The 11298-nt window shown below is 33.1% G+C and carries 14 protein-coding genes; 3 read left to right on the top strand and 11 right to left on the bottom strand.

Annotation, left to right across the window (positions count from 1 at the left end; all coding sequences use genetic code 11):
* Nucleotides 1-220: 220 nt before the first annotated feature.
* From IGQ45_09175 to IGQ45_09160, 4 genes are all read right to left on the bottom strand, one after another.
* Complete coding sequence (locus IGQ45_09175; GenBank protein MBF2057379.1) at nucleotides 221-745, bottom strand: YqeG family HAD IIIA-type phosphatase; 525 nt, start codon at nucleotides 743-745, stop codon at nucleotides 221-223.
* Nucleotides 746-1010: 265 nt separating this feature from the next.
* Nucleotides 1011-1280: a 50S ribosomal protein L27 gene (gene rpmA, locus IGQ45_09170; protein MBF2057378.1), complete on the bottom strand. Its 270-nt coding sequence runs from the start codon at nucleotides 1278-1280 to the stop codon at nucleotides 1011-1013.
* Between the two features lie 50 nt (nucleotides 1281-1330).
* Nucleotides 1331-1708: a 50S ribosomal protein L21 gene (rplU, locus tag IGQ45_09165; protein MBF2057377.1), complete on the bottom strand. Its 378-nt coding sequence runs from the start codon at nucleotides 1706-1708 to the stop codon at nucleotides 1331-1333.
* A gap of 144 nt (nucleotides 1709-1852) precedes the next feature.
* Nucleotides 1853-2293 (bottom strand): ATP-dependent zinc protease, encoded by a 441-nt coding sequence (locus IGQ45_09160; protein MBF2057376.1) that lies wholly within the window; start codon nucleotides 2291-2293, stop codon nucleotides 1853-1855.
* A 186-nt stretch (nucleotides 2294-2479) separates the two neighbouring features.
* Here IGQ45_09160 and IGQ45_09155 point away from each other — a divergent pair, with 186 nt between their 5' ends.
* Together IGQ45_09155 and IGQ45_09150 are read left to right on the top strand one after the other, a co-directional pair.
* Nucleotides 2480-3832: a cation:proton antiporter gene (locus tag IGQ45_09155; protein ID MBF2057375.1), complete on the top strand. Its 1353-nt coding sequence runs from the start codon at nucleotides 2480-2482 to the stop codon at nucleotides 3830-3832.
* Nucleotides 3833-4325: 493 nt separating this feature from the next.
* The gene (locus tag IGQ45_09150; protein MBF2057374.1) at nucleotides 4326-4595 is read left to right on the top strand and encodes a hypothetical protein; all 270 of its coding nucleotides are present in this window, start codon (nucleotides 4326-4328) and stop codon (nucleotides 4593-4595) included.
* On the opposite strand, the gene rplI is transcribed toward IGQ45_09150, so the two are convergent.
* From rplI to IGQ45_09135, 3 genes are all read right to left on the bottom strand, one after another.
* Complete coding sequence (gene rplI, locus IGQ45_09145) at nucleotides 4535-4993, bottom strand: 50S ribosomal protein L9 (protein ID MBF2057373.1); 459 nt, start codon at nucleotides 4991-4993, stop codon at nucleotides 4535-4537. The two genes, IGQ45_09150 and rplI, sit on opposite strands and share 61 nt — an antisense overlap.
* A gap of 847 nt (nucleotides 4994-5840) precedes the next feature.
* Nucleotides 5841-7805 carry a DUF563 domain-containing protein gene (locus IGQ45_09140; GenBank protein ID MBF2057372.1) on the bottom strand — a complete coding sequence of 655 codons (1965 nt, stop codon included), beginning with the start codon at nucleotides 7803-7805 and terminating at the stop codon, nucleotides 5841-5843.
* Between the two features lie 62 nt (nucleotides 7806-7867).
* Nucleotides 7868-8962, bottom strand: coding sequence for a response regulator (locus tag IGQ45_09135; GenBank protein MBF2057371.1), 1095 nt, complete (start codon nucleotides 8960-8962; stop codon nucleotides 7868-7870).
* A 199-nt stretch (nucleotides 8963-9161) separates the two neighbouring features.
* On the opposite strand from IGQ45_09135, the gene IGQ45_09130 reads away from it, so the two are divergent.
* Nucleotides 9162-9899, top strand: coding sequence for an integral membrane sensor protein (locus IGQ45_09130; protein ID MBF2057370.1), 738 nt, complete (start codon nucleotides 9162-9164; stop codon nucleotides 9897-9899).
* A 48-nt stretch (nucleotides 9900-9947) separates the two neighbouring features.
* Here the strand turns inward: IGQ45_09130 and IGQ45_09125 are convergent, their stop codons facing one another.
* From IGQ45_09125 to IGQ45_09110, 4 genes are all read right to left on the bottom strand, one after another.
* On the bottom strand, nucleotides 9948-10097 hold the full coding sequence (locus IGQ45_09125) for a hypothetical protein (protein ID MBF2057369.1): 150 nt from the start codon (nucleotides 10095-10097) through the stop codon (nucleotides 9948-9950).
* Nucleotide 10098: 1 nt separating this feature from the next.
* Entirely contained in the window at nucleotides 10099-10341 is a 243-nt protein-coding gene (locus tag IGQ45_09120; GenBank protein ID MBF2057368.1) for a type II toxin-antitoxin system Phd/YefM family antitoxin, read from the bottom strand.
* Between the two features lie 194 nt (nucleotides 10342-10535).
* Complete coding sequence (locus IGQ45_09115) at nucleotides 10536-10841, bottom strand: type II toxin-antitoxin system RelE/ParE family toxin (protein MBF2057367.1); 306 nt, start codon at nucleotides 10839-10841, stop codon at nucleotides 10536-10538.
* Complete coding sequence (locus IGQ45_09110) at nucleotides 10841-11098, bottom strand: hypothetical protein (GenBank protein MBF2057366.1); 258 nt, start codon at nucleotides 11096-11098, stop codon at nucleotides 10841-10843. The genes IGQ45_09115 and IGQ45_09110 overlap by 1 nt, the downstream gene beginning before the upstream one ends.
* Nucleotides 11099-11298: the final 200 nt, after the last annotated feature.

The following is an 11298-nucleotide window of genomic DNA, read 5'->3' as shown; positions in this document are numbered from 1 at the left end:
GTGATGTGTTTATGTTAACAAAAAATCAAGGCGCACTCCACCTAGGTAGATGCGCCCTTATTTTATGTTTGTTTGTTTATACTTAAGGTCTTTATATAAGCTGACCTCAATTTATTCATACAATTATAATCACATATTCTGTAAACTTATGGATTTTTCTTAAGATTTATTTAATAATTTGTAAGATAATGTCTTATTATATAAAGTAATGTAAATAAAATTAACTTTTATAAAGAGAAATTCCAATTTTTTGAGAAAACCATACTTCAAAATTACGGATAGAAAAAAAGTTATCTGCTGAACTTTCGACATTAACAACCATCGGTTCAACTAATATAGTAAACATTCCTAACCGATTACCAGCTAAAACATCCGTAAAAATTCGATCTCCCACCATTGCCACTTGATTAACTGGATGTTTCATTGCTTCCACCGCTTGACGAAGTTTTTTTCGTGAGGGCTTTCCCGCTCCAAATATATATGGTACATTCAAGGCATCAGCAATATTACCAATACGATTGCGACTCAAATTATTACTCACTAACCATAAATCAACAAAAGGACGAATTTCTGTCACCCATTGTAATAATTCTGGAGATAATTCACTTTCTCGAAAAGGTATAAGAGTTTCATCCACATCTAATACTAATCCTCTGAGATTTTTTGCTCGGATTACTTCTGGGGTTAAATGAATAACAGTATCTCCCAATACTAAATCTGGTTGTAATAAAAGAGTTTTTGACATACTATGACAGTATCAATGGGTATTTTTTAAATGTGATAATATTCTTTGAAACATTAACTTTTCTAGTTATATTTTACTCTATTAACCAGCGCCCTTCACCCTACATCAGACAAATGGGTTAAGATTAGCGAAACTAATTATCATTAAAAAAAAGAATTTAGCAAATAAAATCATCCACGAAATGAAGCGATTAAAGAATAATTTTTGCTATAAATTGTTTTTTCAAAAACTTAACAAGGGGTTAAAACCCCTTGCCCTGATTAAACTAAGAAGCAGATACTTCAATAGGATAAACGCTAACTTTTTTCTGAGAGCGTGATTTATACTCAAACTTAACAACACCCGGAATTAAAGCAAAGAGAGTATCATCACTACCTCTACCGACATTTTCACCCGGGTGAACTTTTGTACCACGTTGACGGATGATAATATTACCAGCTTTAACAGTTTCACCACCGTAACGTTTTACGCCTAAGCGCTTAGAATTAGAATCTCTTCCGTTTCTGGTACTACCTGTACCCTTTTTATGTGCCATTGTTAATTTCTCCTATAATTACTTAATCTAGTGTAGATTATTTTGACAGTTTAGCCTTGTAAAATAACTTCTTGGCTACTTTCTTCTGCTGATTTTTCGGCGATAACATTACCGTTGAGACTGATAGAATTAATCATTAAACGACTTAATTCTTGTCTATGCCCTCTTTTTTTACGGGTTTTCTTTTTAGGTTGCATTTTATAAACAATCACTTTTCTACCCCGGCTATGGCGTAAAATTGTGCCGTTGATGGAAGCGCCCTCCACATAAGGTTGTCCTACTTGGATATCCCCCTCATGATTGAGTAATAAAACCTTATCTACCGTTAATTCTTCATCAACTTCCATGTCAAATCGATCTAATTCATAAAATCTGCCGGGTTCAACTTTTAGTTGTTTACCGCAAATTTCGATAATTGCGTAAGTCATAATATTTTCCTTTGATATACTGCCGTACAGGTAGCAGAAATTTACTTTCTACTTTTAGTTATGCCCTAACCTGATCCGAACAGGATGTTAGACACAATCATCCATTGTACCTTGATTTTAGTTTTTGTGTCAATAGTTAGGCAGTTAGTAACTTGTTAGAAAAGATTTACCACAATGAACTAAAAAGCGATTTTTAACAGCATCTCGACCCAACAACATTCTAAATCCCATGGTATCTCGATTAGTCAAAGTTAATTCAATTTGCCATTGATATTTTCCCATGGTAATCGATGTAGTAATAACGGGGCGTTTTTCTACTTTTCCTCCCGAATTTTTGATCTCTCGATATTCGGTGAAGGGCGCTGAAGCCTTAACAATTAAGTGATTATTTTTTTGTAAAGGATGAATCTCAAAATTGACCACATTTTTGCCCTCTATTTCTACTAAATGAACATTGAAAGCGTGTAAAGCCGATGTTTTAGCGCCCGTATCAATCTTTGCCTTAATCGAATCAACCTGAAACTCAGGAAAAGAAATATATTCACGCCAACCAATAATCCCTAAATTATTACTTTGATTTTTCATAAACAATTAAAACTAAACATACTCATAAGATAAACAAATAATTTGTAGTTAATAATACCAATATTTAATCAATATCATTAGAGATTTTAGCGCCCGACCCCCGTAAGAAAAGAGAAACATTATGATAATCTAGGAAAAATGAAAAAATAACAGATTAATTTTTTAGTAAAAAGATAAATAAAACTTATGTCTTGGATTAAGCCAATTTTAGCCACTGCCACAGAAGCAGAAACCGCTAACCCTTCCTTAGTATTAGCAGGAGTATTGTTAAGTTTAGTCATTATCTACTTTGCCAGTAAACTAGGAGGAGAACTTTGTTCAAGAATCAATCTTCCCTCCGTCTTAGGCGAATTAGTAGGCGGTGTAGTAATTGGTATTTCCGTTCTTAAACTGTTAGTTTTTCCCGAAGGAGGCATGGAAGCTACCGATTCATTAATCATTCAGCTATTGCAAACCACCGCTAATCTTACTCCCGGCGAAAGCGGTTTAGTATTTGATAGCATAAGCGAAGTTATTTCCGTCTTATCAGAATTAGGAGTAATTATCCTCCTATTTGAAATTGGCTTAGAATCAGACTTAAAAGAATTAATCAAAGTTGGACCTTCTGCCGCCATCGTCGCAGTAGTCGGAGTAACAGCGCCCTTCGCCCTAGGCACAGCCGGATTAGTTTATCTCTTTGGCTTACCGTTAATCCCTTCCGTTTTTGCAGGGGCAGCACTTACCGCCACCAGTATCGGTATTACCGCCAAAGTATTAGCAGAATTAGGCAAATTAAGCTCCAAAGAAGGACAAATTATCATCGGCGCCGCCGTTTTAGACGATATTCTCGGTATCATCGTTTTAGCTGTTGTCGGTAGCTTAGTCAAAACTGGAGAAATACAAATCAATCAAGTTATTATCCTTATCGTCAGTGCCGCCACCTTTTTGATTGGCACAATTTTAATCGGTAGATTAATCACCCCAGCCTTAGTAGGTTTAGTTAATCAAATGAAAACCAGAGGGCAAATATTAATCACAGGAATTATTTTTGCCTTCATTTTGGCTTACATTGCTAACGTTATCCAATTAGAAGGAATTTTAGGCGCATTTGCTGCCGGTTTAGTCTTAGCAGAAACCGACAAACAAAAAGAATTAGAAGAACAAATTATCCCCGTTGCTGATTTATTCGTGCCGATTTTCTTTGTGTGTGTGGGCGCTAGAACAGATTTAGGCGTATTAAATCCAGCTATTCCTAGCAATAGAGAAGGTTTAATTATTGCTTCTTTCTTAATTGTTGTTGCTATTGTCGGTAAAGTTGTCGCTGGTTTTAGTATCTGGGGGCAACCTAATATCAACAAACTTGCCGTTGGTGTGGGCATGGTGCCAAGGGGAGAAGTGGGCTTAGTATTTGCAGGAGTTGGCTCTGCCAGTGGTGCTTTATCCCCTGCCACCGAAGCGGCTATTATTGTCATGGTAATTGCAACCACCTTTGTAGCGCCCCCCTTACTAAAAGCTGTCTTTAAAGATGAAGCCGAAGTGGTGGAATCGGAAGCAAAATAACATTTAGATTTTTTCTATAATCAATAAATTGAGGTAAAATCGAATTTTTTACCTCAACTTGTAAAAGTTTATAAAAGGTGATGTAATCGTTTAATTGACACAAATAATGGATAATATCAAGTCCGCTTAATCACTTACAAATCAGTTAGAAACAATCTTAGTTCAATTTATTGAACGGAATACTATTAGCCGTGTAATTCATTACACGGTGGACAAATTGCAAAGAGATAATCTTTTATAACTAATTATCCGAACTTGATATAATAAGTAAATATGGGTCTTCACTAGATAGTATGCTACCGAGACTGTAAGCCTTACTCTCTCGTTCTCAAAATGCAATTTGCATACCAAGTAATGAAGAGCCGTAAAAATTGTAATTGTAAAAGAGTAATTATATTAATGAATCAGTTAGAAATAAAAAAAAATTACAGCAAGTCTTGATAATTTAAGCATTGAAGAACTAACATTAATAGACAAATTTTTAAATCAATTAATGTCTTATTTAAAATTAAACAATGTTCAAAATAAATTATCACAATCTGATATTAGTGATAATGATGATCCTTTGGCGGAGTTAAGAAACAGTGATTTTATCGGCTGTTTTTCTGGAGATGTTGATTTAGTAGAACAATCAGAACAAATTGTCAAAGATATTATTTCTAAGAGAAAAAAAAGGGGTTTAAACCCCTTTTCTTTTGATGACTATAAAGGCGCCACTTCAATATTAATTTCAGCAGTTACTTCAGCGTGTAATTTAATTTGAGCTTTATAACTGCCAGTAGTTTTAATTTCAGGTAAACTAATCGCTTGACGCTCAACTTCTAAACCAGCGCTAGATTTAATGATGTCCACCACATCTTGAGTGGTAACAGAACCAAAAATCGCTTTTTCTTCCCCTACTTGCTTACGAATAACAAAGTTATTGATAGTTTGTAAAGCAGTTTTGCGAGATTTTGCCTCCTCTAGGATAGCGGTGAGGCGCGCTTGTTCTTTTATCCTTCTTTGTTCTACTTGACGCAATACACCAGTAGTAGCGAATACTCCCAAACCTTGGGGTACTAAATAATTACGGGCATAACCGGGCGCTACCTCAACGACATCGCCTCTTTTACCTAATTTACGAACATCTTGATTAAGAACTAATTGTAATCTTTTTGCCATTTTAACCTCTGTTAATGTATGAAATTCTTATAGTTAGCATATTTAGTCGGATAAATTAGAAGGATTACTCCTTCTCTTTACCATAAAAATCGTAAGTGCAAGTTTCCAAGCATACGAATCCAGCATTTACGCCAAACTATATTTTAACGAGTTTTTTGTTAGGGGTGATAGTAAAAATAGTAAAGTATTACCAAATTTTTAATATTCAAGACTTATACCTTCCCCCTATAGTTTAAGAGAAGGGATATATAGTGTACCCAAATCATGGGAAATTTCAGGAATCATTAGAAAAAACATCCAAAATACAATTTCTTTGCCCTCTTCTGTTTTTGAATAATATTATTCTCATCACTCAGATAAGAACCTGTTTGAAGAGTCTCGATGTAGAATATTTGGGGAGACAAAACAAGAAAAAATAATGATAAAGCCATCATAGAATACAGACCGTACCGATGTTCAGTGGTGATATTTAGAACTATTAATTCCTCCCGCCAAAACTGGTGAAAGAAATCGGACTCTGGACATACGAAATGTACTTAACACTATTTTTTATTTTCTCTTTAAGCCAATTTTGTTAGCTTACTGATTGTCTTGCAATATTTTATTAATCTATAGCGTTTTTCATCATAATGAGGTGCAAATTTTTAATTGCCTCTTGCCCTTTGCCTTTTGCCTTTCAACGAAAATTTTTGTACCTCACCAAAACGGGAATTGCTATAAACTAAAGTCATAAAGGTAATCTTATTTTTATCAAAGTGATATGAACTTAAATTTATCTCAATCATAAATGAAAAACTAATATTGGCAATTACTACGACATAGTGCTATATCAATATTAAAACAGGTTCTAAATAATTTTATTAAGTATATCTTTGAGTAGTGATGGGGCAAGATAAATATTCTCTTTTCTACTATCAGGATACAACCATCGATGAAGATTTTCACTGCCCCATATTTCACCTATTAGGTAATAATAATTCAGTTGTTTTAAGTTACTTAATAACCAATAACAGGGATATACATAAAATGGTGAAAATATTTCTATTACTGTCGTTTCAGTCTGGCAAAAAACTAGATTACTTAAACCACTACCATGTAATGAGATGACGAGACGTGCGCTGTTTAATAAATTTGCTTGTTGTTTTACAGATAAAGATTCTAGGTCGATAATTTCAAAGTTATATTGCTGTAAAATCGCAATTATTTCTGTTTCATTAATTAGGCGACGATTTGAGGCATTTTTTCGGGTTATATAAATGTTACGATAAGGCTTTTGTTTAATATTTTTAAGCAGTTTTTGATATAAATAATCACAACTCCAAGGAGGCATCCATGCAATATCACTAGGAAATGATGGTACTATTAATTCGTCAGCTTTAATATTTGTGGGGAAGGATAATGGTATTATTTTATTTTCAGGAATGTTCCATATTTTTAAGGTTTCTTTCTGAAATTTAGTACGATGATCTACCAAAATATAGTCTATTTTGTCATAGTTAAAGTTAATTCTTTCTAGCAAGTATAAACGGGGTAAAATGTCAAACAACCAGTGAAAGTAAACATTATTTAGTAATCCTGCTAAAATCAATATTTTTCCCTTAATTACAGTTGGTTTTGGTAAATTAAATTTGGTTTTGATTAAAGAGTGGTAACGGGGATGTTTGTCGGGATGATTGGGGCTTAGTGCTGGTGATTCAGGAGAAATATCTCCTAATAGGTGTTTATCGCTAGTGAGAAGGGCGCTACTGGCTTCGTCTTCTCTTAGCCAATATTGACCTTGTTTGATGGTAACAACAAAAGTGGGTGGTAAGGCTATTTTTTCAGGAAAAAAAAAGCTGTTGTGTAAGTTTTTTCTATTATTTTTAGGCGGTTTTAGATTAATTTCTGTGCTATTTAAAATTGGTTGATAATCTATAACCAAGTTATTTTGATTTGCTATACTTTTAGTAGTTTCATAAAAAGCAATAATTTCGTCTTCTTGATTTTTTTTATTTACGGTGAAAGGCTCTAATTTTTCTGGATTTTCTATTAATCTTTGATGATTATTAGCGACTTGTTTTCTATTAATTTCTTGTAAATAGAGATAAGTTAGTTCAGCATGAATTAAACTAATAAATTGCTTTTTATTTAAAGTGTGTGGAAAATGACAAATACTTTCAGTGAACTTATAAGATATGATATTTTTAGGACTATTAATAATCAAATCTAAGGATTTTTTTTGATAATTTACGGCACTAGAAAATTGACCTAGCTTACTATAACAAATTCCTATATTATATAATATATCCGGATTATCAGGCTCATTTTGTAAGGCTTGATGATAATAATGGATAGCTTGAGGGTATTCTTTTATTTGTTGGTATTCTTTGCCTAAATATGGCGTTAAAAATTGATAGTTAAGAGAATTTTTTAAAGCATCTTCCCAAAGGTGAAGGGCGCTGGTAACGTCTCCTTGTTTGATATAGCAGTAGCCTAAGTTTAAATAACTTTGCTGATGATAATGGTTAAATTCTAAGGCTTGAGTATATATTTTAATAGCAAGTTTAAATTTATATTTTTGATCGTAAATTTTTGCTAATTCACATAAGTTATTCGCTATGATTTCACATTCTTGTGAGTCGGCATTCATGAGAGTATAAAACCAAATTTCTAGGCTTTCTTCTTCTTTATTTTCTAGTAAATAGCTTAATCCTTTATAACCAAGGATAATTAAATCATCATTACCAAGTATTGCTAAATAGTTTGCTAATTCTTGATAGTCTTCTTGTTGACAAAAGCTGATAATATTGTCTTGGATTTTTGATAATGGCATTTCTGATCATAGTTTGATATTTATTCTAGCCTCATCTCTCCTTTTATAAGGTAAAAGATTAGTTATATTGATAAGTTATTAGGAAGATAAATAAAAAAGGTTGTGCCTTGATTTTCTTCGCTTTCTACCATAATATTTCCACCGTGAATTTCTACTGCTTTTTTAACAATAGATAAACCTAAACCATTACCTTTTATACCTCCAACATTTTCGGCTCTTTCAAATAATTGAAATAGTCTTTTTTTATAATTATCAGGAATACCAATTCCTTGATCGGCAATACTTAGTTGTATATTTTCATTATCTCCTGCTAAAACAATTTTAATTTCTCCGCCGTTAGGAGAATACTTAATGGCATTTGACATTAAATTATTAAGAATATGGTGTAGCATTTTACGGTCTAAACAAGCAATATATTTGGTGAATTTTGTTATAAGTGTTATTTGATGTTTGTCACTTAAGTTATTATGTTCATCAACTAAATGTTGTAGATATTCTACTAAATTAAATTCATCAGGATAAAGGGTAATTTTTCCTTCTTCTGCTTTACTAATTAATAATAAGTCTTCTAAGGAATCATTCATTTCTGTAATAGCACTACGAATAAAGTTGAAATATTTTTGTTTTTTATCGTCAGAAATGCGATCGCCATAGTCTTTTATTAATTCGGTGTAACCCAAAATACTGGTGAGGGGCGCCCGTAAGTCGTGGGAGGCGGTGGCTAGGGCTTGAGTTTTGATTTGATTGAGTTTTTTTTCAGCTAATAGTATTGCTTCTCTTGCACAGTCTTCTTTATGTTTTGCTAATGCCATGATGATGGTAGTGGTGATGTCAGCTATTTTGTAAGGTTTAACGAGGTAGCCATAGGAAGGAATAGTTTGCGCCCGTTGCAGGGTTTGGGTATCGGCATAGGCGCTAAGATAGATGATTGGTATTTTTAATTCGTTGTAGATGTGATGGGCGGCGGTGATGCCATCCATTTTACCTTTTAGCATAATATCCATCAGAATTAAGTCGGGGCATAATTCTTGAGCTTTTTTGATGGCTTTTTCCCCCGTTGTCACAATGCCGATTACTTCATAGTTAAGTTTTTTTAAGTCAACGGAAAGACTTTCGGCGGCAATTAATTCGTCTTCAACGATGAGAATTTTTTGCATGGTTTTCCTCTACTTCATCAATGATGGGGACTTTGTTTTTCTCCATTGCTGTATTATATAGTTGTTTGAGAAGAGCTATAACTATTTTTTGTTTTTAATTCTTGATAAATGCCGATTTCTGGAAAGGTCTAACATTTTTTTTTGCTTCTTTAACTTTTTCCTTTGATATAATTATTGAAACTTAACGTAGAACGAAAATATGGACGTAACATATAATATTCCATTAGTGATATTGTCAGCCATTGTCGCCATTGGTGCTGGGTATTTCACTATTGAAATGTCTAACGAAATTACTGTGAATAAAGGCTTAGAGCGTTGGACTTGGTTGGGCATTAGTGCTGCTACCATGGGAATGGGTATTTGGGGAATGCACTTTATCGCCATGACGGCTTTTTCTATCAATACTGAAATTAACTATGATTTTGGCATTGTTTTTCTTTCCCTTCTTGCTGCTGTAGCTGGGAGTTTTCAAGGTTTATACATCATTACTCAACCCATTGTTACCACCAAAACGTTGTTAGCCGGATCGATTACAATGGGGGCAGCTATTGCTGGAATGCACTATATTGGCATGGCTGCCATGAGAGTGGCGGCAAATGTCAGTTACGACCCAATTTTATTTGTTTTATCTGTCATCATTGCTATTGTGGTTTCTTTTGCCGCTATGAAAATTGTTATTAGTTTACGTCAAGGACAATTTGCTTCCCGTTATGCACTTTACAAGACTATTGCCTCTTTGATTATGGGGGGCGCTGTATTATCTATGCACTATACTGGTATGGCGGCGGCTAATTTTAAAATAGATGCCAGAGGTTTACTTTCTCAGGGTAGTTTTTTGGATAGTGAGGTAATTGGTTTTTCTGTGGCGATTGCTGTATTGGGAATGTTTGCTATTGTTTATCTTGTTATACTCAATGCCAGTTGGAATCGATCTTAAATTAGGTTTTGTTTATAAGCTAAGATGCATTTAATATCAAATGCTCAACTATTGCCTGTTGCCTACCCTCACAATTTCACTTTTATATAGTTGTTTGGAGGGCGCTGGGACTATTTTTTCTGGCTTTTCCAGAAATACAGGCAAAATGCCTGTTTTACCGTACAAAAATCCTAATTGTTGGAGAAGTATATTTTCCATTTCACCAGTCTAATTCCTCGTCACATTCTTCAATAGGAGTTGCTAATCCTTCTATAATTGATTTTCTCATTTTTGGAATTGATAATAAATATAATGTTTCTTGGATTGCACTCCAATCTTCTTGAGAAACTAAAACTGCACTATATTTTTCACCCATAATAGTAATTGGTTGATGAGATTGGGCAACTTCTTCAATTAATTGATTAACGTTACCTTCTATTTGTTTAACTGTTTTAATACTCATAAATATGGCTCTTCTACTTTGAGTATGATAAATTATGTCTAAAAAAAGGTGTCAGGTATTAGGTGAAATGCAAACCATAAATTTATAACAATTGCATTTTTAAAATACTAAAACTATTATATATCAAAGGTTTTATTCGTTATTTATTATTAATTTTTCATAACTACTGTAGAAGAGCCATAAATATTTTTTCTTTAAAGGTTATTATTCTCATTAAATAATATATCTAAATTTCGATAACCGCTAATAATACGCAGAATAAAAATACCATCATCATAAGCATAATAAAAAATGATATAATCTCCTACGAAAAATCCTTTTAAATTTGGTCTAATCTGTTCATAAGACTTTCCCATTTTCGGAAAATTAGCCACTAATTTACATTTTTGTCGGACAGCATCAAATAAATTACTAGCTGAAGTAGGATTTTCTTTGGCAATATAGTCGCAAATTTCATTAATATCTTTAACTGCATCTTCTGAAAATTGATAATTTGCCATTACTCCAATCCATACTCATTTTCTAATCTGGTTTGTAACTGCTCAAATACTAACTCTCCATCAGTTACATTCCCCACTAAAATTTGCTCTGTAGCACTATCAATTTTTCGTCGCAATTCCTCTAATTCAGGATTAGTTTGATTACTTTCTTCACTTAAAATAATAATCTCGACTCTTTGCCCTTGTACAAATGGTAAGTCAGATAATACTAATTGTTGAGGATTATCAATGGTCATATATTTTTTATAAGCATTCATAATATTTATGGTTTTGATATTTTGATTACAGTCTTGGTTAAATTATAACAAGGGTTTATATTTGGGAGTCTTTATCAAAAAAATCTATTTTATCTGAAGTAGAAATAGTGGGAATTTTCAAGTTAATGACAAATACTAAATGATTGGCGTTGCATTTTTATGAGATGATTTATAATGAAGGAAAAAGTTTTATGACAGGA

This window comes from Cyanobacterium sp. T60_A2020_053 (assembly GCA_015272165.1).
In the GTDB taxonomy this organism is placed as follows: Bacteria; Cyanobacteriota; Cyanobacteriia; order Cyanobacteriales; family Cyanobacteriaceae; genus Cyanobacterium.
Note: the sequence above shows the minus strand (reverse complement) of the source record. Positions and strands in the feature narration are given on the sequence as shown.

Bases quoted from the DNA above. Each gene is read 5' to 3' on its own strand.
- IGQ45_09140 (MBF2057372.1), bottom strand. From the start codon at position 7,805: ATGCCATTATCAAAAATCCAAGACAATATTATCAGCTTTTGTCAACAA.
- IGQ45_09130 (MBF2057370.1), top strand. From the start codon at position 9,162: ATGGACGTAACATATAATATTCCATTAGTGATATTGTCAGCCATTGTC.
- rplU (MBF2057377.1), bottom strand. From the start codon at position 1,708: ATGACTTACGCAATTATCGAAATTTGCGGTAAACAACTAAAAGTTGAA.
- IGQ45_09120 (MBF2057368.1), bottom strand. From the start codon at position 10,341: ATGAGTATTAAAACAGTTAAACAAATAGAAGGTAACGTTAATCAATTA.
- rpmA (MBF2057378.1), bottom strand. From the start codon at position 1,280: ATGGCACATAAAAAGGGTACAGGTAGTACCAGAAACGGAAGAGATTCT.
- IGQ45_09150 (MBF2057374.1), top strand. From the start codon at position 4,326: ATGTCTTATTTAAAATTAAACAATGTTCAAAATAAATTATCACAATCT.
- IGQ45_09110 (MBF2057366.1), bottom strand. From the start codon at position 11,098: ATGAATGCTTATAAAAAATATATGACCATTGATAATCCTCAACAATTA.
- IGQ45_09135 (MBF2057371.1), bottom strand. From the start codon at position 8,962: ATGCAAAAAATTCTCATCGTTGAAGACGAATTAATTGCCGCCGAAAGT.
- IGQ45_09160 (MBF2057376.1), bottom strand. From the start codon at position 2,293: ATGAAAAATCAAAGTAATAATTTAGGGATTATTGGTTGGCGTGAATAT.
- IGQ45_09175 (MBF2057379.1), bottom strand. From the start codon at position 745: ATGTCAAAAACTCTTTTATTACAACCAGATTTAGTATTGGGAGATACT.
- IGQ45_09125 (MBF2057369.1), bottom strand. From the start codon at position 10,097: ATGGAAAATATACTTCTCCAACAATTAGGATTTTTGTACGGTAAAACA.
- IGQ45_09155 (MBF2057375.1), top strand. From the start codon at position 2,480: ATGTCTTGGATTAAGCCAATTTTAGCCACTGCCACAGAAGCAGAAACC.
- IGQ45_09115 (MBF2057367.1), bottom strand. From the start codon at position 10,841: ATGGCAAATTATCAATTTTCAGAAGATGCAGTTAAAGATATTAATGAA.
- rplI (MBF2057373.1), bottom strand. From the start codon at position 4,993: ATGGCAAAAAGATTACAATTAGTTCTTAATCAAGATGTTCGTAAATTA.